Source organism: Cupriavidus sp. SK-3, from assembly GCF_000611145.1.
GTDB lineage: Bacteria > Pseudomonadota > Gammaproteobacteria > Burkholderiales > Burkholderiaceae > Cupriavidus.
Genome location: NZ_JFJV02000210.1, coordinates 83,621 through 106,049, shown reverse-complemented (window position 1 = coordinate 106,049; position 22,429 = coordinate 83,621). Strand labels below are relative to the sequence as shown.

At 63.1% G+C, this 22,429-nt stretch carries 21 protein-coding genes and 1 tRNA gene; all 22 read left to right on the top strand.

What is annotated here, in order from left to right:
* Positions 1 to 6 precede the first annotated feature (6 nt).
* The 22 genes from rpsO to CF70_RS20445 all read left to right on the top strand — a co-directional run bounded on the left by rpsO (position 7) and on the right by CF70_RS20445 (position 21,919).
* Positions 7 to 279, top strand: coding sequence for a 30S ribosomal protein S15 (rpsO, locus tag CF70_RS20550; RefSeq protein ID WP_035868720.1), 273 nt, complete (start codon positions 7 to 9; stop codon positions 277 to 279).
* Positions 280 to 753: 474 nt separating this feature from the next.
* Complete coding sequence (gene pnp / locus CF70_RS20545; RefSeq protein ID WP_035868717.1) at positions 754 to 2,958, top strand: polyribonucleotide nucleotidyltransferase; 2,205 nt, start codon at positions 754 to 756, stop codon at positions 2,956 to 2,958.
* A gap of 190 nt (positions 2,959 to 3,148) precedes the next feature.
* Positions 3,149 to 4,153 (top strand): NAD(P)H-quinone oxidoreductase, encoded by a 1,005-nt coding sequence (locus CF70_RS20540; protein WP_035868715.1) that lies wholly within the window; start codon positions 3,149 to 3,151, stop codon positions 4,151 to 4,153.
* Between the two features lie 160 nt (positions 4,154 to 4,313).
* Positions 4,314 to 5,051 (top strand): triose-phosphate isomerase, encoded by a 738-nt coding sequence (gene tpiA / locus CF70_RS20535; protein ID WP_035868712.1) that lies wholly within the window; start codon positions 4,314 to 4,316, stop codon positions 5,049 to 5,051.
* 46 nt (positions 5,052 to 5,097) lie between these two features.
* Positions 5,098 to 5,475 carry a preprotein translocase subunit SecG gene (gene secG / locus CF70_RS20530; protein WP_035868709.1) on the top strand — a complete coding sequence of 126 codons (378 nt, stop codon included), beginning with the start codon at positions 5,098 to 5,100 and terminating at the stop codon, positions 5,473 to 5,475.
* A gap of 206 nt (positions 5,476 to 5,681) precedes the next feature.
* Positions 5,682 to 5,766: transfer RNA gene (locus tag CF70_RS20525), tRNA-Leu, on the top strand.
* Between the two features lie 164 nt (positions 5,767 to 5,930).
* Positions 5,931 to 6,290, top strand: coding sequence for an NADH-quinone oxidoreductase subunit A (locus CF70_RS20520; protein WP_006156838.1), 360 nt, complete (start codon positions 5,931 to 5,933; stop codon positions 6,288 to 6,290).
* 6 nt (positions 6,291 to 6,296) lie between these two features.
* Positions 6,297 to 6,779 (top strand): NuoB/complex I 20 kDa subunit family protein, encoded by a 483-nt coding sequence (locus CF70_RS20515; RefSeq protein WP_006156837.1) that lies wholly within the window; start codon positions 6,297 to 6,299, stop codon positions 6,777 to 6,779.
* 1 nt (position 6,780) lies between these two features.
* A complete protein-coding gene (locus tag CF70_RS20510; protein WP_035868706.1) occupies positions 6,781 to 7,380 on the top strand; it encodes an NADH-quinone oxidoreductase subunit C in 600 nt (199 codons plus the stop codon).
* A gap of 9 nt (positions 7,381 to 7,389) precedes the next feature.
* Positions 7,390 to 8,643 (top strand): NADH-quinone oxidoreductase subunit D, encoded by a 1,254-nt coding sequence (locus tag CF70_RS20505; protein WP_035868704.1) that lies wholly within the window; start codon positions 7,390 to 7,392, stop codon positions 8,641 to 8,643.
* Between the two features lie 200 nt (positions 8,644 to 8,843).
* The gene (gene nuoE, locus CF70_RS20500) at positions 8,844 to 9,338 is read left to right on the top strand and encodes an NADH-quinone oxidoreductase subunit NuoE (RefSeq protein ID WP_035868701.1); all 495 of its coding nucleotides are present in this window, start codon (positions 8,844 to 8,846) and stop codon (positions 9,336 to 9,338) included.
* Between the two features lies 1 nt (position 9,339).
* Positions 9,340 to 10,635 (top strand): NADH-quinone oxidoreductase subunit NuoF, encoded by a 1,296-nt coding sequence (nuoF, locus tag CF70_RS20495; protein ID WP_035868698.1) that lies wholly within the window; start codon positions 9,340 to 9,342, stop codon positions 10,633 to 10,635.
* 12 nt (positions 10,636 to 10,647) lie between these two features.
* The gene (nuoG, locus tag CF70_RS20490) at positions 10,648 to 13,023 is read left to right on the top strand and encodes an NADH-quinone oxidoreductase subunit NuoG (protein WP_035868696.1); all 2,376 of its coding nucleotides are present in this window, start codon (positions 10,648 to 10,650) and stop codon (positions 13,021 to 13,023) included.
* A gap of 18 nt (positions 13,024 to 13,041) precedes the next feature.
* A complete protein-coding gene (nuoH, locus tag CF70_RS20485; protein ID WP_006156831.1) occupies positions 13,042 to 14,106 on the top strand; it encodes an NADH-quinone oxidoreductase subunit NuoH in 1,065 nt (354 codons plus the stop codon).
* Positions 14,107 to 14,171: 65 nt separating this feature from the next.
* Positions 14,172 to 14,663: an NADH-quinone oxidoreductase subunit NuoI gene (gene nuoI, locus CF70_RS20480; RefSeq protein ID WP_017224316.1), complete on the top strand. Its 492-nt coding sequence runs from the start codon at positions 14,172 to 14,174 to the stop codon at positions 14,661 to 14,663.
* A 144-nt stretch (positions 14,664 to 14,807) separates the two neighbouring features.
* Positions 14,808 to 15,458, top strand: a complete 651-nt coding sequence (locus CF70_RS20475; protein ID WP_035868690.1) for an NADH-quinone oxidoreductase subunit J — start codon at positions 14,808 to 14,810, stop codon at positions 15,456 to 15,458.
* Between the two features lie 16 nt (positions 15,459 to 15,474).
* Positions 15,475 to 15,780, top strand: a complete 306-nt coding sequence (gene nuoK / locus CF70_RS20470; RefSeq protein WP_006156828.1) for an NADH-quinone oxidoreductase subunit NuoK — start codon at positions 15,475 to 15,477, stop codon at positions 15,778 to 15,780.
* A 59-nt stretch (positions 15,781 to 15,839) separates the two neighbouring features.
* Positions 15,840 to 17,939: an NADH-quinone oxidoreductase subunit L gene (gene nuoL / locus CF70_RS20465; protein WP_035868687.1), complete on the top strand. Its 2,100-nt coding sequence runs from the start codon at positions 15,840 to 15,842 to the stop codon at positions 17,937 to 17,939.
* A gap of 13 nt (positions 17,940 to 17,952) precedes the next feature.
* Positions 17,953 to 19,419 (top strand): NADH-quinone oxidoreductase subunit M, encoded by a 1,467-nt coding sequence (locus CF70_RS20460; protein ID WP_035868683.1) that lies wholly within the window; start codon positions 17,953 to 17,955, stop codon positions 19,417 to 19,419.
* An 18-nt stretch (positions 19,420 to 19,437) separates the two neighbouring features.
* Positions 19,438 to 20,913, top strand: a complete 1,476-nt coding sequence (gene nuoN, locus CF70_RS20455; RefSeq protein WP_035868681.1) for an NADH-quinone oxidoreductase subunit NuoN — start codon at positions 19,438 to 19,440, stop codon at positions 20,911 to 20,913.
* Positions 20,914 to 20,935: 22 nt separating this feature from the next.
* A complete protein-coding gene (locus CF70_RS20450; protein ID WP_035868678.1) occupies positions 20,936 to 21,244 on the top strand; it encodes a DUF2818 family protein in 309 nt (102 codons plus the stop codon).
* A 51-nt stretch (positions 21,245 to 21,295) separates the two neighbouring features.
* Entirely contained in the window at positions 21,296 to 21,919 is a 624-nt protein-coding gene (locus CF70_RS20445; RefSeq protein ID WP_035868674.1) for an NUDIX domain-containing protein, read from the top strand.
* The last annotated feature ends 510 nt before the right edge of the window (positions 21,920 to 22,429 follow it).

Sequence of the window (22,429 nt, the reverse complement as noted above, 5' to 3'; positions counted from 1 at the left end):
ATCACCATGGCAGTAGCCGAAATCAACAGCAAGACCGAAGTCATCAAGCAGTTCGCACGCGCCGCCAACGACACCGGTAGCCCGGAAGTCCAGGTCGCCCTGCTGACCAACCGCATCAACGAACTGACCCCCCACTTCAAGGCCAACATGAAGGATCACCACAGCCGCCGCGGTCTGCTGCGCATGGTGAGCCGTCGTCGCCGCCTGCTGGACTACCTCAAGGCCAACGATGCCGACCGTTATCGTTCGCTGATCGAGAAGCTCGGCCTGCGTAAGTAAGCAGCCAGGACCGTCCGGATGGCAGCACGAATGGATGCACTGCACGCCTTCGCGTGAGCCACGAATGCCTGCGTCAGCCCCGCTGATGCAGGCATTTTGTTTTTGCGGCCGGAAGGTCGATGCCTTGAATCGCTTAAAGTGATTTGTTTTTCACTTGATGGCGCCATGNGGGGGCCCCCCCCCCCCCGGGGCGGGCGCCCGTTGCGCCAAGACGTGCAACGGAGTAAGTTACTTCGTTCTTTAGCTTTTTCTGCAGTGATTCGTCTGCAGTCATTCAAATACCGGAGTCGGGCAAGGAAACGGGGTTTTGTGTCATTCCAGGGCGGTATCCACCTGAGCACCAACTGAGCAGGTGCCGCACTGGAATGGCATAGCACTTCCCTGCAACTGCGACCGACGATGATCCGGCAGTTCGCCCGCGGCTGCTAACGCGGGCGTTGCACAAGCGTGCAAGCGCGAATTAAAGGAACGCTCATGACCATGTTCAATAAGATCGTCAAGGAATTCCAGTGGGGCCAGCACAAGGTGCGCCTGGAAACTGGCGAGATTGCCCGCCAGGCTGGCGGTGCCGTGATCGTCGACATTGAAGACACCGTGGTGCTCGCCACCGTTGTCGCTGCCAAGTCGCCCAAGGCCGGCCAGGACTTCTTCCCGCTGACCGTCGACTACATCGAAAAGACCTACGCCGCCGGCAAGATCCCCGGTGGCTTCTTCAAGCGTGAAGGCCGTCCGTCGGAAAACGAGACGCTGACCTCGCGCCTGATCGACCGTCCGCTGCGCCCGCTGTTCCCGGAAGGTTTCTACAACGAAGTGCAAGTGGTCATCCACGTGCTGTCGTTGAACCCGGAAGTGCCGGCGGATATCCCCGCCCTGATCGGCGCGTCGGCTGCCCTGGCAGTGTCGGGCATTCCGTTCAGCGGCCCGGTTGGCGCAGCGCGCGTTGGCTACAAGGACGGCCAGTACCTGCTGAACCCGACCCGCTCGCAGATCGCCGCATCGGAACTGGACCTCGTGGTTGCCGGTACCGAGCGCGCCGTGCTGATGGTGGAGTCGGAAGCCCGCCAGCTGTCGGAAGAAGTGATGCTGGGCGCCGTGGTCTATGGCCACGAGCAAATGCAGACCGCCATCAACGCCATCCATGAGCTGGTGCGCGACGGCGGCAAGCCGGAGTGGGACTGGACCGCCGCACCGAAGAACGAAGCGCTGATCGCCAAGGTTGGCGAGATCGCCCTGCCGCTGCTGCAGGACGCCTACCAGCTGCGCCAGAAGTCGGCTCGCAGCCAGAAGCTCAAGGAAGTCTACGCCTCCGTGACGGCCAAGCTGGCCGAAGCCGGCGTGGAAGCCGACAAGGTCGAAGTGGGCAACGTGCTGTTCGACATCGAAGCCAAGATCGTGCGCAGCCAGGTGCTGTCGGGCGAGCCGCGCATCGATGGCCGCGATACCCGCACGGTGCGCCCGATCGAGATCCGTTCGTCGGTGCTGCCGCGCGCCCACGGCTCGGCCATCTTCACCCGTGGTGAAACCCAGGCGCTGGTGGTTGCCACGCTGGGCACCAAGGGCGATGAGCAGATCATCGACGCGCTCGCCGGCGAATACCGCGACCGCTTCATGCTCCACTACAACATGCCTCCGTTCGCCACCGGCGAAACCGGTCGCGTGGGCAGCCCCAAGCGCCGCGAAATCGGCCACGGCCGCCTCGCCAAGCGCGCGCTGATCCCGGTCCTGCCGAAGGATGACGAATTTGCCTACACCATTCGCCTGGTGTCGGAGATCACCGAATCCAACGGCTCGTCGTCGATGGCATCGGTGTGCGGCGGCTGCCTGGCACTGATGGACGCCGGCGTTCCGATCAAGGCGCACGTGGCCGGCGTGGCCATGGGCCTGATCCTGGAAGGCAACAAGTTCGCCGTGCTGACCGACATCCTCGGTGACGAGGACCACCTCGGCGACATGGACTTCAAGGTCGCGGGTACCGACAACGGCATCACGGCGCTGCAGATGGACATCAAGGTCCAGGGCATCACCAAGGAAATCATGCAGGTCGCGCTGGCGCAAGCCAAGGAAGGCCGCCTGCATATCCTGGGCAAGATGCAGGATGCGATGGGCCATGCGCGCACCGAGCTGTCGGAGCACGCACCGCGCATGATCACCATGAAGATCCATCCGGACAAGATCCGCGAAGTGATCGGCAAGGGCGGCTCGACCATCCAGGCGCTGACCAAGGAAACCGGCACCACCATCGACATCCAGGAAGACGGCACCATCACCATCGCCTCGACCTCGACCGATGGCATGGCCGAAGCCAAGCGCCGCATCGAAGGTATCACCGCGGAAGCCGAAGTAGGCAAGATCTACGCCGGCACCGTGCTGAAGCTGCTGGACTTTGGCGCCATCGTCAACATCCTGCCGGGCAAGGACGGCCTGCTGCACATCTCCGAGATCGTCAACGAGCGCGTCAAGGACATCAAGGATTGGCTCAAGGAAGGCCAGCACGTTCGCGTGAAGCTGATCCAGGCCGACGAGAAGGGCCGCCTGCGTCTGTCCCTGAAGGCCGCGCTGGCCGAAGAGGGTGGCAGCATCAGCCCGATCGCCAACACCAGCGAAGCACCTGCTGCGCCGGCCGCACCGGCTGCGCCGGCTGCGCCGACGACGCCTTCGTCGGACCAGCAACAGCAGTAAGCGTTTCGTAGTATCCGTAGCAGAGAAAACGGCTGGCGATGTCCAGCCGTTTTTTTGTTTACACTGCCGCCAGTCCCGTCCGCCACCGGCGGCCCGTTCGGCCCGCTTGTAGTGCTGCGCGGCGGCAGAGCAGATCGATCCCCCGTCATGCGCGCGAGAGCCCGACGCATGCGAAAAGCAAGGAGCAGCAATGCAAGCCATCGAAATCCGCGAATACGGCGCCCCCGAAGTCCTGCAACTGGCGCAACGTCCCGATCCCGTGCCCAAGGCGGGAGAGATCCTGATCCGCGTGAGCGCGGCCGGCATCAACCGCCCCGACGTATTCCAGCGCACCGGCAACTATCCCGTGCCGCCTGGCGCGTCCGACCTGCCGGGCCTGGAAGTGGCGGGGGTGGTTGCCGGCGGCGACCTGTCGCACGCCGACAACCGCTTCGGCCTGAAGCTGGGCGATCGCGTCTGCGCGCTGGTGCAGGGCGGTGGCTACGCCGAGCTGTGCGTGGCCCCGGCGGCGCAATGCCTGCCGGTGCCGGCCGGCCTGTCGGATATCGAGGCGGCGGCATTGCCCGAGACCTTCTTCACTGTATGGAGCAATGTATTCGATCGCGGCTACCTGGGCCGCGGCCCGCTGGGCAAGGATGAGACCCTGCTGATCCAGGGTGGCTCCAGCGGCATCGGCACGACCGCCATCCAGATTGCCAAGGCATTGGGCCACAAGGTCTTCGTGACGGCTGGCAGCGCTGACAAGTGCCGTGCCTGCGAGGAACTGGGCGCCGACCGCGCCATCAACTACAAGACCGAAGACTTCGTCGCCGAGGTCAAGGCCTTGACCGGTGGCCGCGGCGCGGACGTCATCCTCGACATGGTGGCCGGCCCCTACCTGGCGCGCGAGCTTTCCTGCGTGGCCGACGACGGCCGCATCGTGATCATTGCGCTGCTGGGCGGCGCAAAGGCGGAGATCCCGCTGGGCGACGTCCTGCGCCGACGCATCACCATTACCGGTTCGACGCTGCGTCCGCGCCCGGTTTCGTTCAAGGGCGAGATCGCGCAAGCGCTGCACCAGCACGTCTGGCCGCTGCTGGCCGCGGGCAAGATCAAGCCGGTGATCCACCAGACCTTTCCGGCCGCCCAGGCGGCGGACGCGCATCGCCTGATGGAATCGAGCGAGCACATCGGCAAGATCGTCCTGACCTGGTAAGCGGGCCGAGCCGGGGCTGCGCACCCCGGCCGGATGGCAGGGCAGGGCGGGCCCCGGGATCGCCTGGGCGCGGGAGCCTCCGGGCCGATTTCGGGCCCCTTCGGTGGCGTAGGGCCCTGGCCCGCGCTACAATAGCCGGTTTGATTGAGAGGGGCGCCCTGTGAGACAAAAGCTCGTCATCGGCAACTGGAAGATGCACGGCAGCCTGGCCGCCAATGCGGCCCTGCTGGAAGGTATCAAGGCTGTACCGGCACGTGCCCGCCTTGCGGTGTGCGCGCCGTTCCCTTACCTGGCGCAGTGCCAGTCGTTGCTGGCCGGCTCCAATGTGGCCTGGGGCGCTCAAGACGTATCCGCCGAGGCGCGCGGTGCCTTCACGGGCGAAGTGGCGGCATCCATGCTGGCCGAGTTCGGTGTTTCGTACGCCCTCGTAGGGCATTCGGAGCGCCGCAGCTACCATGGCGAAAACGATGCCACGGTGGCAGCCAAGGCGCTGCGCACGCTCGAATTCGGTATCGTGCCGGTGGTGTGCGTGGGCGAGACCCTGGCGCAGCGCGAGGCCGGCGAGACCGAGGCGGTAGTTGGCCGTCAGCTTGGCGCCGTGCTCGAAGCGCTGTCGCTGGAGCAGCTTGGGCGTATCGTGCTGGCCTATGAGCCGGTGTGGGCAATCGGCACCGGCAAGACCGCCAGCAGCGAGCAGGCCCAGGCTGTGCATGCCTTCCTGCGCGGCCAGGTGGCAGCGCGCGATGCAGGGGTTGCGGCTCGCATGGCCATGCTGTACGGCGGTAGCGTCAAGCCGGACAACGCGGCAGAACTATTTTCCATGCCCGACATCGACGGGGGGCTGATTGGAGGCGCCTCGCTGAAGTCGGACGATTTCCTCGCGATCGGCAACGCCTGAATGCCGGCCGCTCATAGGGTCTGATCAGGCAAGCGAATCGAACCAAATGGCAATTTTCAAAACTTTGTTGGTAGTGGCGCAGATACTATCCGCGCTTGGCGTGATTGGCCTGGTGCTGCTGCAGCATGGCAAGGGCGCCGATGTCGGTGCGGCGTTCGGTTCGGGTGCCTCGGGCAGCCTGTTCGGCGCCACCGGCTCGGCCAACTTCCTGTCGCGTACCACCGCCGTGCTGGCGACGCTGTTCTTCATCTGCACGTTGAGCCTGACGCTGCTGGGTAACTATCGGCCGGCGGCATCGCTGGGTGTGATGGGCTCCGCGCCGCAGGTGGCACCGGCAGTGGCGGGGGCTTCTGCGCCTGCAGCCGCGGCTGCCGCATCGGGTGCCGCGGCTTCGAATTCGTCCGCGCCCGCAGTACCGAAATAATCAACCTGCCTTGTGTCTGATTCTTGAAGATTTTTGCAGTTGTGCATTGAACAAATCAGGAATTCTAGGTTAGAATACAAGGCTTGAAACGATCCCCCAGCGACGGGGCTCCAGCCAGGACAAAGCAGTCCCAGCCAGAGTTCCGAAGGGTGTAAAAACCCTGGGCCCTGAAAAGCCCGGCGCGAGGCAATATTGTTTCTCCCCCAGCCGACGTGGTGAAATTGGTAGACACGCTATCTTGAGGGGGTAGTGGCGAAAGCTGTGCGAGTTCGAGTCTCGCCGTCGGCACCAAACAACTTGATCGGGTTGTCCGTCCGGAGTGTATCCCGGATGGGCAGCCCGGCCAGTCCGCAAGGCGGCGTCGTAATTTCTACGGAATGGCGCTTGGGGTGGGCAACAGGACGCCGCTTACCGCTGGTGCTGTTGACAACATTCCAGATAAGGCTGGCCGTACCTTGAATCTCGAAGCCTACTTCCCCGTCCTCATCTTCATCATCTTCGGTGTCGTGCTCGGCATTGCACTGATGTCGATTGGCCGAATTCTCGGTCCCAACAAACCTGATCCCGCGAAGCTCTCTCCGTACGAGTGCGGCTTCGAAGCGTTCGAGGACGCGCGCATGAAGTTCGACGTGCGCTACTACCTCATCGCTATTCTTTTTATCCTGTTCGATCTCGAAACCGCCTTCCTGTTTCCCTGGGGTGTAGCCCTGCGGGATATCGGCTGGCCGGGTTTCTTCGCCATGGGCGTGTTTCTGCTGGAATTCATCGTGGGCTTCGTCTACATCTGGAAAAAGGGCGCGCTCGATTGGGAGTGATGTGATATGGCAATCGAAGGCGTTCTCAATGAAGGCTTCGTCACGACTACCGCTGACAAGCTGATCAACTGGACCCGCACCGGGTCGCTCTGGCCGATGACCTTTGGCCTGGCGTGCTGCGCTGTGGAAATGATGCATGCTGGCGCCGCGCGCTACGACATGGACCGCTTCGGCGTGATTTTCCGCCCGTCGCCGCGTCAGTCGGACGTGATGATCGTGGCCGGCACGCTGTGCAACAAGATGGCCCCCGCGCTGCGCAAGGTCTACGACCAGATGGCAGAGCCGCGTTGGGTGATCTCGATGGGTTCGTGCGCGAATGGCGGCGGCTACTATCACTACTCGTATTCAGTGGTGCGTGGTTGCGACCGGATCGTGCCGGTGGATATCTATGTGCCTGGCTGCCCCCCCACGGCGGAAGCGCTGATCTACGGCATCATCCAGCTGCAGAACAAGATCCGTCGCACCAACACCATCGCGCGCAAGGGCTGACATGTCGAACCTCGATACTCTGAAGGCCGCGCTCGAAAAGGTACTGGGCAAGCGTATCCAGAAACTGATGGAGGCGGTAGGCGAGATTACCCTTATCGTCAAGGCCGAAGACTCCGTCGAAACCGCGCTGATGCTGCGCGACGATCCGTCGCTGCGCTTCGAGCAGCTGATTGACGTTTGCGGCGTCGATTATTCCTCCTATGGCGACGGCGCCTGGGATGGTCCCCGTTTCGCCGCCGTGACGCACCTGCTGTCGGTGACGCACAACTGGCGCCTGCGCGTGCGTGTGTTCGCGCCGGATGACGACGTGCCCGTGGTGCCGTCGCTGAACGACGTCTGGAACTCGGCCAACTGGTTCGAGCGCGAAGCGTTCGACTTCTATGGCATTGTGTTCGAGGGCCATAACGACCTGCGCCGCCTGTTGACCGACTACGGTTTCGTCGGCCATCCGTTCCGCAAGGACTTCCCGGTATCGGGCTATGTCGAGATGCGCTACGACCCCGAACAGAAGCGGGTGATCTACCAGCCCGTCACGATCGAGCCGCGCGAGGTAACGCCGCGCGTCATCCGCGAAGAGAATTACGGCGGCTTGCAGCACTGAGAACGCGCAATGGCAGATATCAAGAACTACACCCTGAACTTCGGCCCGCAGCATCCTGCGGCACACGGCGTGCTGCGCCTTGTGCTGGAGCTTGACGGCGAAGTGATCCAGCGCGCCGATCCCCATATCGGCCTGCTGCACCGTGCCACCGAAAAGCTGGCCGAGCAGAAGACCTGGATCCAGAGCGTGCCGTACATGGACCGCCTCGACTACGTGTCGATGATGGTCAACGAGCATGCCTACGTGATGGCCATCGAGAAGATGCTGGGTCTCGACGTGCCGGTTCGCGCCCAATACATCCGCGTGATGTTCGACGAGATCACGCGTCTGCTGAACCACCTGATGTGGATCGGCTCGCACGCGCTCGACGTGGGCGCGATGGCGGTGTTCCTGTACGCCTTCCGCGAACGCGAGGACATGTTCGACATGTACGAGGCGGTATCGGGCGCGCGCATGCACGCGGCCTACTACCGTCCGGGCGGCGTGTACCGCGACCTGCCGGACACAATGCCGCAATACAAGGCATCGAAGATCCACAACGAGCGCGCCATCAAGGCCATGAACGAGGCGCGTTCGGGTTCGCTGCTGGACTTCATCGAGGACTTCACCAACCGTTTCCCGAAATACGTCGACGAATACGAGACGCTGCTGACGGACAACCGGATCTGGAAACAGCGCCTGGTCGGCATCGGCGTGGTGAGCCCGGAACGCGCGCTGCAAATGGGCTTTACCGGCCCGATGCTGCGCGGCTCCGGCATCGAGTGGGACCTGCGCAAGAAGCAGCCCTACGAAGTGTATGACCGCATGGACTTCCAGGTCCCGGTGGGCGTGGGTGGCGATTGCTATTCGCGCTACCTGGTGCGTATCGAAGAGATGCGGCAGTCCAACAGCATCATCAAGCAGTGCATCGACTGGCTGCGCCGCAACCCCGGCCCGGTGATGACCGACAACCACAAGGTGGCGCCGCCTTCGCGCGTGGACATGAAGTCCAACATGGAAGAGCTGATCCACCACTTCAAGCTCTTTACCGAAGGCATTCACGTGCCGGAAGGCGAGACCTACGCGGCGGTGGAGCATCCCAAGGGCGAGTTCGGCATCTATGCGATCTCCGACGGCGCGAACAAGCCGTACCGCCTGAAGATCAGGGCACCGGGCTTTGCCCATCTTGCCGCCCTGGATGAAATGGCCAAGGGCCACATGATTGCGGACGCGGTAACGATCATCGGTACCCAGGACATCGTCTTCGGCGAGATCGACCGCTAATTGGTACCGCCGGCCCCGGACGACGATCCGGGCGCCCCTGGCAAGGACCCGAATCACGGCGTCCGGCCACGGGAAACCCGCGGTGGGCCCAGCATGCTGCGACATGCGGGCCGCAACGGCAGCGACGGCTGCAAACCTGCGGATGCGCGCCATGTGGCGGCGCAGTTCCGCAAATGACTCGGCGTATTACAGCAACGACCATGCTATCAGCAGAAGCTCTCAAGGAAATCGATCGCGCGATCGCCAAGTATCCGGCTGACCAGAAGCAGTCGGCCGTGATGGCGGCGTTGGCCGTGGCGCAGGGCGAAGTGGGCTGGGTCTCCCCGGAAGTCATGCAGTTCGTTGCCAGCTACCTCGACATGCCGCCGGTATGGGTCGAGGAGGTCGCAACCTTCTACAACATGTACGACACCAAGCCGGTCGGCAAATACAAGCTGACCGTCTGCACCAACCTGCCGTGCGCACTTTCCGGCGGCGAACGGGCCGGCGACTACCTCAAGCAAAAGCTGGGTATCGGCTATAACGAAACCACCCCGTGCGGCACCTTCACGCTCAAGGAAGGCGAGTGCATGGGCGCCTGCGGCGACGCACCGGTGATGATCGTCAACAATACCCGCATGTGCAGCCACATGAGCGACGCCAAGCTGGACGCGCTGGTGGACGAGCTCAAGGGCACTGCCAAGGGGGACAAGTAACATGACCTCTCTGCACGACCGCCACATCAAGCCGCTGATCCTGGCCGGCCTCGATGGCAGCAACTGGCACCTCGAAGACTACGTCAAGCGCGGCGGCTATCAGCAGCTCAAGCGCATCCTGACCGAGAAGATCACGCCTGAGCAGGTGATCGCGGACGTCAAGGCCTCGGGCCTGCGCGGCCGTGGCGGTGCAGGCTTCCCCACCGGCCTGAAGTGGAGCTTCATGCCGCGTCAGTTCCCCGGCCAGAAATACCTGGTCTGCAACACCGACGAGGGCGAGCCCGGTACCTTCAAGGACCGCGACATCATCCGCTACAACCCGCATGCGCTGATCGAAGGCATGGCCATCGGTGCGTACGCGATGGGCATCACCGTGGGCTACAACTACATCCACGGCGAAATCTGGAACGAATACAAGATCTTCGAGCAGGCGCTCGAAGAGGCGCGCGCGGCTGGCTTCCTGGGTGACAACATCCTGGATTCGGGCTTCAACTTCCAGTTGCACGCCCACCACGGCTACGGCGCCTACATCTGTGGCGAGGAAACCGCGCTGCTCGAATCGCTGGAAGGCAAGAAAGGCCAGCCGCGCTTCAAGCCGCCTTTCCCGGCCAGTTTCGGCCTGTACGGCAAGCCGACCACCATCAACAACACCGAGACGTTCGCCGCGGTGCCGTTCCTGCTGTCGATCGGGCCGGAAAACTACCTGAAGATGGGCAAGCCGAACAACGGCGGCTCCAAGATCTTCTCGATTTCCGGCGACATCGAGCGCCCCGGCAACTACGAGATCCCGCTGGGCACGCCGTTCGCGACCCTGCTGGAACTCGCCGGCGGCATGCGCGGCGGCAAGCGCATCAAGGCAGTGATCCCGGGCGGCTCGTCCGCCCCGGTGGTGCCGGGCGACATGATGATGGCGTCCGACATGGATTACGACTCGATCGCCAAGGCCGGCTCGATGCTGGGCTCGGGCGCGGTGATCGTGATGGACGAGACGCGCTGCATGGTTCGCTCGCTGCTGCGTCTGTCGTATTTCTACTTTGAAGAATCGTGCGGCCAGTGCACGCCGTGCCGTGAAGGCACCGGCTGGCTCTATCGCATGGTGAATCGTATCGAACACGGAGAAGGGCGCCAGGAAGACCTGGACCTGCTCAATAACGTCGCTGAAAACATCATGGGCCGCACCATCTGCGCGCTCGGTGATGCGGCAGCGATGCCGGTCCGCGGCATGCTCAAGCACTACTGGAAAGAGTTCGAATATCACGTCGAACACAAGCAGTGCATGGTTCCGGCCTACTCTTAAGCGTGGCAGAACATGGTTGAACTCGAGATCGACGGCAAGAAGGTTGAGGTTGCTGAAGGCAGCCTGGTGATGGAAGCCGCCCGCCAGCTGGGCACTTACATCCCGCACTTCTGCTACCACCGTAAATTGTCCATCGCGGCTAACTGCCGCATGTGCCTGGTTGAGGTTGAGAAAGCGCCCAAGGCGCTGCCGGCCTGCGCCACGCCCGTCACCCCTGGCATGAAGGTCTTCACCAATTCGGAGAAGGCGGTCAAGGCGCAGAAGTCGGTGATGGAATTCCTGCTGATCAACCACCCGCTGGATTGCCCGATCTGCGATCAGGGCGGCGAGTGCCAGCTGCAGGATCTGGCCGTGGGCTACGGCGCATCGGAATCGCGCTACAAGGAAGAAAAGCGCGTCGTATTCCACAAGAACGTTGGCCCGCTGATCTCCATGGAAGAGATGAGCCGCTGCATCCACTGCACCCGCTGCGTGCGCTTTGGCCAGGAAGTGGCCGGCGTGATGGAGCTGGGCATGCTGGGCCGCGGCGAGCACTCCGAGATCACGACCTTCGTCGGCCAGACCGTGGATTCGGAGCTGTCCGGCAACATGATCGACCTGTGCCCGGTCGGCGCGCTGACCAGCAAGCCGTTCCGCTACTCGGCCCGTACCTGGGAACTGGCTCGCCGCAAGTCGGTGTCGCCGCACGATGGCCTGGGCGCGAACCTGGTGGTGCAGACCAAGAACCAGCGCGTGATGCGCGTGCTGCCGCTGGACAACGAAGCCGTCAACGAATGCTGGCTGTCCGACAAGGACCGCTTCTCGTACGAAGGCCTGAACAGCGCCGACCGTCTCACCAAGCCCCTGCTCAAGCAAGGCGGCGAGTGGATGGAAACGGACTGGCACACCGCGCTGGAATACGTGGCCAATGGCCTCGCCAGCATCAAGCGCGACCATGGCGCCGACCAGATCGCCGCGCTGGCCAGCCCGCACAGCACGCTGGAAGAACTCCACCTGCTGGGTAAGCTGGTGCGTGGACTGGGCAGCGACAACGTTGACTTCCGCCAGCGCCAGACCGATTTCTCGGCCGCCATCAAGGGCGCGCCGTGGCTGGGCCTGCCGATTGCCGACGTCTCCGCGCTGCAACGCGTGCTGGTGATCGGTTCGTCGCTGCGCAAGGATCACCCGCTGCTGGCCGCGCGTCTGCGCCAGGCCGGCAAGAAGGGTGCCCGCGTCGCAGTGCTCGGCGCCAGCGCCGATGACCTGCTGATGCCGCTGGCCGCACGCATCGACGCTGCACCGTCCGGCTGGACCGCAGCCCTGGCCGGCGTGGCCCGTGCTGTCGCCGCCGCCAAGGGCGTGGCCGCTCCGGCGGGCACCGATGGTTTCGACGGCGACGACAAGTCCAGGCTGGTAGCCGATGCGCTGCTGTCGGGCGAGCGCCGCGCCGTGTTCCTCGGCAACGAGGCCGTGCGTCACCCGCAATTCGCCGCGCTGCACGCGCTGGCACAGTGGATCGCAGCGGAAACCGGCGCCACGCTGGGCTTCCTGACCGAAGCCGCGAACACGGTCGGCGGCCATATCGCAGGCGCGCTGCCGCAGAAGGGCGGCGCCAATGCGCAGGCCATGTTCGACACGCCGCGCCGCGCCTACGTGCTGCTGAACACGGAACCCGAGTTCGACGCTGCCAACCCGCGTCAGGCCCTGGCCGCGCTGGCCCAGGCCGGTACCGTGGTGGTGCTGTCGCCGTTCCGCTCGGAAGCCGCGCTGCAATATGCTGACGTGATCCTGCCGGTGACCCCGTTCACCGAGACCGCGGGTACGTTCGTGAACTGCGAAGGCCTGCCGCAAAGCTTCAACGGCGTCGTCCGTGCGCTGGGCGATTCGCGTCCGGCCTGGAAGGTGCTGCGCGTGCTGGGCAACCTGCTCGACGTGCCTGGTTTCGACTACGAGACCGCCGAAAGCGTGCGTGACGAAGTGCTGGCCAAGCCGGTCGCTGCGCAACTGAACAACGGCACCGACGCGGCCATCCGCGTGAGCGCCGCCGCGGGTGGCATCGAGCGCATCGCCGATGTGCCGATCTACCACGCGGACCCGATCGTGCGCCGTGCCGATTCGCTGCAACTGACCGCAGCCGCGCGCCGCGCCATGCAAGCCGGCCTGTCGGCCGACCTGTTCGCCTCGCTGGGCGTGCAGGCGGGCGACCCGGTGCGCGTGACGCAAGGGCAGGGCAGCGTGGTGCTGCCGGCCGCCCTGGAAGCCGCGTTGCCTGCCGGCACCGTGCGCGTGTCCGCCGGCACCGTTGCCGCGGCCAGCCTGGGCGCCATGTTCGGTACCGTCACCGTAGAGAAAGCCATCGACCTGGCCGCCGCCGCGAAGGGCGCGGCCGAGCCGGCGGCCACGGCATAAGAAGAGCGAGAAAGAAACATGATCGACTGGATTACCTCGCAAGGACAGAATCTCTTCGGCGGCGCCTGGACGCCGCTGTGGATCCTGATTCGCGCCGTGGTCATTGTGGTGCCGCTGCTGTTGTGCGTGGCCTACCTGATCCTCTGGGAGCGCAAGCTGATCGGCTGGATGCACGTGCGTATCGGCCCGAACCGGGTCGGCCCGCTGGGCCTGCTGCAGCCGATCGCCGACGTGCTCAAGCTGCTGCTCAAGGAAGTGATGATGCCCACGCAGGTCAGCCGGGGCATGTACCTGGTTGCCCCGCTGATGGTGCTGATGCCCGCCGTGGCGATCTGGGCGGTGATCCCGTTCCAGGCCGAGGTGGTGATGGCCAACGTCAACGCCGGCCTGCTGTACGTGATGGCGATCAGCTCGGTTGGCGTGTACGGCGTGATCCTGGCAGGCTGGGCCTCCAACTCCAAGTACGCCTTCATCGGCGCCATGCGCGCCGCGGCGCAGATGGTGTCGTATGAAATCGCCATGGGCTTTGCCCTGGTGACTGTGCTGATGGTGTCGGGCAGCCTGAACCTGTCGGCCATCGTCAACTCGCAGAACACCGGCTACTTCGCCAACATGGGGATCAACGTACTGTCGTGGAACTGGCTGCCGCTGCTGCCCATGTTCGGCGTGTACTTCATCTCCGGCGTGGCCGAAACCAACCGCCACCCGTTTGACGTGGTCGAAGGCGAATCGGAAATCGTGGCCGGCCACATGATCGAATACTCGGGCATGGGCTTCGCGCTGTTCTTCCTGGCCGAGTACATCAACATGATCGTCATCTCCACGATGACCGCGCTGATGTTCCTGGGCGGCTGGGCGCCCCCGTTCGAGAGCTTCATCACGAACGCGGTGCCGGGTTTCTTCTGGCTGCTGATCAAGGTATTTTTGCTGCTGTCGGTGTTTATCTGGATCCGCGCTTCGTTCCCGCGCTACCGCTATGACCAGATCATGCGCCTGGGCTGGAAGATCTTCATCCCGCTGACGGTGGGCTGGCTGGTCATCGTGGCGATCTGGATCCGCTCGCCCTGGAATATCTGGCATTGAACGGCCAAAGCAGGGGCGCAGCCGCATTTGGCGGCGCCCCGTGGAATCATTAGGAAGCAATCGTCATGCTGCTCGCCATCAAGGACTTCTTCAACAGCCTGCTCCTGAAGGAACTCTTCAAGGGCATGGCCCTGACTGGGCGTTATCTCTTCGCGCGCAAGATCACAGTGCAGTTCCCGGAAGAGAAAACGCCGATGTCGCCGCGTTTCCGGGGCCTGCACGCGCTGCGCCGCTATCCGAACGGCGAAGAGCGCTGCATCGCCTGCAAGCTGTGCGAAGCGGTTTGCCCGGCACTGGCCATCACCATCGAGTCCGATGCACGCGTCGACGGTACCCGCCGCACCACGCGCTATGACATCGACCTGACCAAGTGCATTTTCTGCGGTTTCTGCGAGGAAGCCTGCCCGGTCGACGCCATCGTCGAGACGCATATTCTCGAATACCACGGCGAGAAGCGCGGTGACCTGTACTTCACCAAGGACATGCTGCTGGCCGTGGGCGACCGCTACGAGCCGCAGATTGCCGCGGCGAAGGCCGCGGACGCCAAGTACCGTTAATACGGCGCGATACAGGGCGCGTCCGCCGATTCTGGCGGACGTTGCCAACGAATAGTGAATCGGGCCCCGTGTGGGGCCAACGAAAAGGATGCCGCAAGGGCAGGCCACCAGGGGTGGCTTGTGCCGGAAGGCTCGACGAGGACCATGGAACTCACGACCACCATCTTCTATGTCTTTGCGCTGGTGCTGGTGCTCTCCGCACTGAAAGTCATCACCGCGAAGAACCCGGTGCACTCCGCACTGTTCCTCGTGCTGTCGTTTTTTACGGCAGCCGCGATCTGGATGCTGCTGAAGGCCGAATTCCTCGCCATCCTGCTGGTGCTGGTGTACGTGGGCGCCGTGATGGTGCTGTTCCTGTTCGTGGTGATGATGATCGATATCGATATCGAGCACCTGCGACGGGACTTTTGGACCTATGTACCGATGGCTTCGGTGGTTGGCGCGCTGATCATCGCCGAGATGGCCACCGTGCTGGTGCGCAACTTCATCGGCACGACCACACCGCTGAACAACGTCGTGCACGGCCCGGACTACTCCAACACCGCCGAGCTCGGCAAGCTGATCTACACCGACTACATCTACGCCTTCGAAGTGGCCGGCATCATCCTGCTGGTGGCGATCATCGCCGCCGTTGCGCTGACGCTGCGCCGTCGCAAGGACAACAAGTCGCAAGATGTGGGCGAGCAACTGCGTACCCGCCGCCAGGACCGCGTGCGCCTGGTCTCGATGCCCAGCGAAGCCCGTGCCGGCTCCCAAGCCAGCCCGGATGCCGCGGCTGCCGCCAACAAGAACTAAAGCCCGGAGAAACGCTGTGCTCTCTCTCGCCCATTTCCTCGTGCTCGGTGCGATCCTGTTCGCCATCAGCATCGTTGGTATTTTCCTGAACCGCAAGAACGTCATCGTGCTGCTGATGGCGATCGAACTGATGCTGCTTGCGGTCAATATGAACTTCGTCGCCTTCTCGCACTATCTGGGCGACCTGGCAGGACAGGTTTTCGTTTTCTTTATCCTCACGGTGGCTGCGGCCGAATCGGCAATCGGCCTTGCAATTCTGGTCGTGCTGTTCCGCAACCTGGACACGATCAACGTGGACGACATGGACACCCTCAAGGGCTGATCCGAGTCTCTACGTTATGAACCAAGACCGTTCTCCGACCGCACACCACTAAGCGTCCTATGGCAACCACGCTCGACCCCAACCTGCTACTGGCGATTCCGCTCGCACCGCTCGCCGGTGCAGCGATCGCCGGCCTGTTCGGCACCAAGTTCTTCAGCACGTTCTCCTCGGAGACGCGCGCCGGCCGCACGCTGGCCCACACCGTGACGATCCTCGGTGTGGCGATCTCCTGCCTGCTGTCGATCATCGTGCTGATGGACGTCCTTGACGGCGCGAGCTTCAATGCCACCGTGTACGAGTGGATGACGATCGGCAGCCTCAAGATGGAAGTGGGCTTCCTGGTCGACTCGCTGACCGCGATGATGATGGTGGTGGTGACCTTCGTCTCGCTGATGGTGCATATCTACACCGTCGGCTACATGAGCGAAGACCCCGGCTACAACCGCTTCTTCGCCTACATCTCGCTGTTCACCTTCTCGATGCTGATGCTGGTGATGAGCAACAACTTCCTGCAGCTGTTCTTCGGCTGGGAAGCTGTGGGCCTCGTGTCGTACCTGCTGATCGGCTTCTGGTACACCCGCCCGACCGCCATTTTCGCCAACCTCAAGGCGTTCCTGGTCAACCGCGTGGGTGACTTCGGCTTTATCCTCGGCATCGGCCTGCTGCTGGCGTACAGCGGCAGCATGAACTACACCGAAGTGTTCGCGGCGCGCGACCAGCTCGCCACGGTGATCTTCCCGGGCACCGACTGGATGATGATCACGGTTGCCTGCATCTGCCTGTTCATCGGTGCCATGGGCAAGTCCGCCCAGTTCCCGCTGCACGTGTGGCTGCCGGACTCGATGGAAGGCCCGACCCCGATCTCCGCGCTGATCCACGCCGCGACCATGGTGACGGCCGGCATCTTCATGGTGGCGCGCATGTCGCCGCTGTTCGAGCTGTCGGACACCGCGCTGTCCTTCGTGCTGGTGATCGGCGCCATTACCGCGCTGTTCATGGGCTTCCTGGGCATCATCCAGAATGACATCAAGCGGGTGGTGGCTTACTCCACGCTGTCCCAGCTCGGCTACATGACGGTTGCCCTGGGCGCTTCGGCATACTCGGTCGCGGTGTTCCACCTGATGACCCACGCTTTCTTCAAGGCGCTGCTGTTCCTCGCGGCCGGCTCGGTCATCATCGGCATGCACCATGACCAGGACATCCGCAACATGGGCGGCCTGCGCAAGTACATGCCGATCACCTGGATCACATCGCTGGTGGGCTCGCTGGCCCTGATCGGCACGCCGTTCTTCGCGGGCTTCTACTCCAAGGACTCGATCATCGAGGCCGTGGCCGAATCTCATATCGCAGGCTCGGGCTTTGCATACTTCGCAGTGCTGGCCGGCGTGTTCGTCACGGCGTTCTACTCCTTCCGCATGTACTTCCTGGTGTTCCACGGCGAAGAGCGTTTCGGCAAGGAAGACCACCATACGCATCACGCAGGCAACCACGACGACGAGGAAACCACCGCCGACCATCACCATGGCCTGGCTCCTGGCGAGAAGCCGCATGAGTCGCCTTGGGTCGTGACGCTGCCGCTGGTGCTGCTGGCGATCCCGTCGGTGGTGATCGGCGCCATCGCGATCGGGCCGATGCTGTTCGGCGACTTCTTCAAGCATGGCGTGGCCTTCAAGGACGTGATCTACGTCGGCGAGAACCACCATGCCATGGAAGAACTGGCGCAAGCCTTCCACGGCTGGGTGGCGATGGGCCTGCATTCGCTGACCACGCCGGTGCTGTGGCTGGCGATCTCGGGTGTGGTGCTGTCCTGGTTCTTCTACATGAAGCGCCCGGACATCCCTGCGGCCATCAAGCAACGCTGCTCGGGCCTGTACACGCTGCTCGACAACAAGTACTACATGGACGCAATCAACGAGGCCGTGTTTGCCCGCGGTGCCCGTCTGCTCGGTACCGGTCTGTGGAAGGGCGGCGACCAGGGGCTGATCGACGGCCTGGTGGTCAACGGCTCTGCTCGCGTGGTGGCGTGGTTCGCGTCGGTGAGCCGTTACCTGCAATCCGGCTACATCTATCACTACGCATTCGCCATGATCCTGGGCATGCTGATCCTGCTGACGATGACGGTGTTCGGCACCTCGTTCGCCACGGTGAGCGCCAAGTAAGGAAAACAAGAAAATGGTTCTGTCTTTCGCTATCTGGCTGCCGATCTTTTTTGGCTTGCTGGTCCTTGCCTCGGGTTCCGACCGTAGCCCCGGCTACGTCCGCTGGATGTCGCTGTTCGGCTCCATCGCCAGCTTCATCGTTACGCTGCCGCTGGTATTCCACTTCGACCGTTCCACGGCTGCCATGCAGTTCGTCGAGAAGTCGGAATGGATCGAGCGCTTCAACATCAACTACCACCTGGGTGTCGACGGCATCTCGATGTGGTTCGTGGTGCTGACCGCCTTCATCACGGTGATCGTGGTGATCTCCGCCTGGGAAGTGATCACCGAGCGCGTCGCCGAGTACATGGCCTCGTTCCTGATCCTGTCGGGCCTGATGGTCGGCGTGTTCTGCGCGCTCAACGGCATGCTGTTCTACGTGTTCTTCGAGGCCACGCTGATCCCGATGTACATCATCATCGGCGTCTGGGGCGGCCCGAACCGTGTGTATGCGGCCTTCAAGTTCTTCCTCTACACGCTGCTCGGCTCGCTGCTGACGCTGGTTGCGCTGCTGTACCTGTACAGCAAGACCGGTACCTTCGACATCCTCGAATGGCACCAGGCCAAGCTGTCGATGAACGAGCAGACCGCGCTGTTCATTGCCTTCTTCCTGGCGTTTGCGGTCAAGGTGCCGATGTGGCCGGTCCACACCTGGCTGCCGGATGCCCACGTGGAAGCGCCAACCGGCGGCTCGGTGGTGCTGGCCGCCATCATGCTGAAGCTCGGCGCCTACGGTTTCCTGCGTTTCTCGCTGCCGATCGCACCGGATGCCAGCCATAGCATGGCCGCCTTCATCATCACGATCTCGCTGATCGCGGTGATCTACATCGGCCTGGTCGCGCTGGTGCAGGCCGACATGAAGAAGCTGGTGGCGTACTCGTCGATCGCTCACATGGGTTTCGTCACGCTGGGTTTCTTCATCTTCAACGAGATCGGCATCGAGGGCGGCATCATCCAGATGATTTCCCACGGCTTCATCTCGGGCGCCATGTTCCTTTGCATCGGCGTGCTGTATGACCGCGTGCACTCGCGCCAGATCGCCGATTACGGCGGTGTGGTCAACACCATGCCGAAGTTCGCGGCGCTGTCGGTGTTCTTCGCCATGGCCAACTGCGGCCTGCCGGCCACCTCGGGTTTCGTCGGCGAGTTCATGGTGATCCTGGGTGCCGTCAAGTTCAACTTCTGGATCGGCCTGCTGGCCGCCACGGCGTTGATCCTGGGCGCCGCCTACTCGCTGTGGATGGTCAAGCGCGTGATCTTTGGCGACGTGGTGCACAAGCACGTGGCCGAACTGGTCGACCTGAACAAGCGCGAGTTCCTCATGCTTGGCCTGCTGGCGATCATGACGCTCTATATGGGCCTGTATCCGAAACCCTTCACCGATGTGATGCACGCTTCCGTGGTGAACCTGCTGTCGCACGTGGCGCAGTCGAAGCTGTAATCGGGGAGAGAAACAAACATGCAACCGTCCTCGACATTGGCACCTGTGGCGCCAATCATTTTCCTGGCGATCGCCATCGCCGCGGTCAACTGGATCGACCTTGCCCGGGGCAAGGGCCGCTCCAGCGTGGCCTATCCGCTGTCGCTGCTCACCACGCTCGTGCTGACCGTCTGGTTTGGCCTGAACGCGGCCGCCGGCGACACGCATTACGCCTTCGCCAACCTGGTGGTGGTGGACCCGATGGCCAATGTGCTGTCGGCCTTCGCCTCTGGCGCGCTGTTCGTCACGCTGGTCTATACGCGTAGCTACCTGGCTGACCGCGACATGTACAGCGGCGAGTTCTACATGCTCGCGCTGTTCACGCTCGGTGGCCAGATTGTGATGATCACCGGCAACAACTTCCTGACCCTGTACCTGGGCCTGGAACTGCTGTCGCTCGCGTCCTACGCGCTGGTTGCCCTGCGCCGCGACAACCGTGTGACGTCGGAATCGGCCATCAAGTACTTCGTGCTGGGCGCGCTGGCGTCGGGTTTCCTGCTGTACGGCATGTCCATGCTCTATGGTGCGACCGGTTCGCTGAACCTTGGCGAAGTGTTCCGTGTCGTGGAGTCGGGCCGGGTCAATACCACCATGCTGGCATTCGGCGTGGTCTTCCTGGTGGCGGGCATTGCGTTCAAGATGGGCGCCGCGCCGTTCCATATGTGGATCCCGGACATCTACCAGGGCTCGCCGACCGCGGTGACGCTGCTGATCGCCGGTGCGCCGAAGCTGGCAGCCTTCGCGATGGCGCTGCGCCTGCTGGTGGAAGGCCTGTTGCCGCTGGCGGTGGACTGGCAAGTGATGCTGACTGTGCTGGCCGTGGCCTCGCTGGCCATCGGCAACCTGACCGCCATCGTGCAGACCAACCTGAAGCGGATGCTGGCGTATTCCACTATCTCGCACATGGGCTTCCTGCTGCTGGGCATGCTGTCCGGCGTGGCTGACGGCAAGGCCGATGGCGCAGCCAGCGCCTACGGTTCGTCGATGTTCTATGCGGTGACCTACGTGATCACCACCCTGGGCACTTTCGGCATCGTCCTGCTGCGCGCCGGCAAGGATTTCGAAGCCGAGACGCTGGACGACCTCAAGGGCCTGTCGCGCAAGAATCCCTGGTACGCGCTGCTGATGCTGGTGATGATGTTCTCGCTGGCAGGCATCCCGCCGACCATGGGCTTCTACGCCAAGCTGGCCGTGCTTGAGGCTGTGGTCCATAGCGGCATGACCTGGCTGGCCGTGGTGGCGGTGCTGTTCTCGCTGATCGGCGCGTTCTACTATCTGCGTGTGGTCAAGCTGATGTATTTCGATGCACCGGCCGATGAGCGCAAGCTGGAATCGAGCTTTGGCCTGCGTTCGATGCTGACCCTGAACGGCGCGGTCATCATCGCCCTGGGCCTGTTCCCGGCAGCGCTGATGAACCTGTGCTACCAGGCCATCCGCGCCACGCTGGCGTCCTGATGCGCGACGGCGGCGTAGCGATATGAGTTCTTCGACGGCGGGCTGGTTTGTCATCTTGCTGGCATTGGTTTGTGCCAACCTGCCGTTCGTCAACCAGCGACTGTTCGTGCTGATCCCGCTGCGCTTTGTCAAAAAGCCGCTGTGGATCAGGGTGGGCGAATTGTTCGCCTGGTATGTGGGCGCCGGTCTGGCCGGCTTCGCCGTGGAGGCTGGGCTGGGCAACGCCTTCCCGCAAGGCTGGCAGTTCTACGCCATCACCGGTTGCATGATGCTGGTGTTCGCCTTCCCGGGCTTCACCTGGCAGTATCTAGTCAAACATCGCGCGGCCTGAGGCCGGGTAGCGAAGGCGCCCGGGCCGGCCGCGTCCGGACCCGGAGCTTTCATGAGCGACAAGATTGACACGCTGGACGCTAGCGAGATTGCCGCTGCCGACGATCAAGGCCTGAAGGAAGTGTGCGTGGCGTCCGCCACGCTGCACACAGGCAAATTCCTCACTCTCAAGCAAGATATCGTCAAGCTGCCCGACGGCAAGCATGCCGGGCGGGAATACGTGCTGCATCCGGGCGCGGTGATGATGATCCCGCTGTTCGACGATGGCACCGTGCTGCTGGAGCGGCAGTACCGCTATCCGGTTGGCGAAGTGATGCTGGAGTTTCCTGCCGGCAAGCTCGATCCCCAGGAAGGCGCGCAGCGCTGCGGCGAGCGCGAGTTGCGGGAGGAAACCGGCTACAGCGCGCGGCGCTGGGATTACCTCACACGCATCCATCCCGTTATTTCGTATTCCACCGAGTTTATCGATCTCTTCCTGGCGCGGGATCTCGCCGCCGGGCCGGCACAGCTCGATGAAGGGGAATTCCTCGAGACGTTTATCGTGCCGGCAGGGCAGGTGATTGATTGGGTGCGCTCGGGGCGGATTACCGATGTCAAGACGATCATTGGGGCGTTTTGGTTGGAGAAGGTGGTGTCGGGGGTGTGGGAGGTGGGGGAGCAGGTGTTGCCGGGATAAAGGGGTTTATGCGCAAAGGCAGAACCGTTGGCTCTTGTTGCCTTGGTTGGGTTTTCTTTGTGCGGTGTTGGCTTTTGCACGCAAGGGCCATACGACGTTGTTTTGCGGGGTTGGTCGCTGTTTCTTTTATCGGCGTTGGTTTTTGGACCCAAAAGCCATACGACATCCCCCTGCGGGGGCTGCCGGTCACTTTTCTTTGACCGGCAAAGAAAACTAACGAAAAGAAAGCCGCCCTGCCGGGAGCAGAGCAATAAGGCTGTTCAGCCTCGGTGGTTGCGTCGTACGGCCCGGAGTGTTGGCTAGCCGATCCTACCGGCCCAAAGGGCATCATTTCTGCATGACCCAATGGTTACGTGGTGCGGCCCCTGACCTCGTGTGCGGTGCCCGTTCCCACATCTGCCGTTCGCGGGGCGAAGTGCTGCGCCGTTTCTGGTGTGGCTGGTTTCGTGGTTTTGTCTCAGAGGACGAGCGCCGTGGGTGCGAGCGCGGCCCTCGCGGACGGGCCACGGT

What these genes read in the sequence shown, in the direction of transcription:
- CF70_RS20475 (WP_035868690.1), top strand. Translation starts at nt 14,808, where the DNA reads ATGGAACTCACGACCACCATCTTCTATGTCTTTGCGCTGGTGCTGGTG.
- nuoG (WP_035868696.1), top strand. Translation starts at nt 10,648, where the DNA reads ATGGTTGAACTCGAGATCGACGGCAAGAAGGTTGAGGTTGCTGAAGGC.
- secG (WP_035868709.1), top strand. Translation starts at nt 5,098, where the DNA reads ATGGCAATTTTCAAAACTTTGTTGGTAGTGGCGCAGATACTATCCGCG.
- nuoI (WP_017224316.1), top strand. Translation starts at nt 14,172, where the DNA reads ATGCTGCTCGCCATCAAGGACTTCTTCAACAGCCTGCTCCTGAAGGAA.
- nuoE (WP_035868701.1), top strand. Translation starts at nt 8,844, where the DNA reads ATGCTATCAGCAGAAGCTCTCAAGGAAATCGATCGCGCGATCGCCAAG.
- nuoH (WP_006156831.1), top strand. Translation starts at nt 13,042, where the DNA reads ATGATCGACTGGATTACCTCGCAAGGACAGAATCTCTTCGGCGGCGCC.
- nuoN (WP_035868681.1), top strand. Translation starts at nt 19,438, where the DNA reads ATGCAACCGTCCTCGACATTGGCACCTGTGGCGCCAATCATTTTCCTG.
- CF70_RS20510 (WP_035868706.1), top strand. Translation starts at nt 6,781, where the DNA reads ATGTCGAACCTCGATACTCTGAAGGCCGCGCTCGAAAAGGTACTGGGC.
- pnp (WP_035868717.1), top strand. Translation starts at nt 754, where the DNA reads ATGACCATGTTCAATAAGATCGTCAAGGAATTCCAGTGGGGCCAGCAC.
- rpsO (WP_035868720.1), top strand. Translation starts at nt 7, where the DNA reads ATGGCAGTAGCCGAAATCAACAGCAAGACCGAAGTCATCAAGCAGTTC.
- nuoF (WP_035868698.1), top strand. Translation starts at nt 9,340, where the DNA reads ATGACCTCTCTGCACGACCGCCACATCAAGCCGCTGATCCTGGCCGGC.
- CF70_RS20445 (WP_035868674.1), top strand. Translation starts at nt 21,296, where the DNA reads ATGAGCGACAAGATTGACACGCTGGACGCTAGCGAGATTGCCGCTGCC.
- CF70_RS20450 (WP_035868678.1), top strand. Translation starts at nt 20,936, where the DNA reads ATGAGTTCTTCGACGGCGGGCTGGTTTGTCATCTTGCTGGCATTGGTT.
- CF70_RS20505 (WP_035868704.1), top strand. Translation starts at nt 7,390, where the DNA reads ATGGCAGATATCAAGAACTACACCCTGAACTTCGGCCCGCAGCATCCT.
- CF70_RS20460 (WP_035868683.1), top strand. Translation starts at nt 17,953, where the DNA reads ATGGTTCTGTCTTTCGCTATCTGGCTGCCGATCTTTTTTGGCTTGCTG.
- CF70_RS20515 (WP_006156837.1), top strand. Translation starts at nt 6,297, where the DNA reads ATGGCAATCGAAGGCGTTCTCAATGAAGGCTTCGTCACGACTACCGCT.
- nuoL (WP_035868687.1), top strand. Translation starts at nt 15,840, where the DNA reads ATGGCAACCACGCTCGACCCCAACCTGCTACTGGCGATTCCGCTCGCA.
- CF70_RS20540 (WP_035868715.1), top strand. Translation starts at nt 3,149, where the DNA reads ATGCAAGCCATCGAAATCCGCGAATACGGCGCCCCCGAAGTCCTGCAA.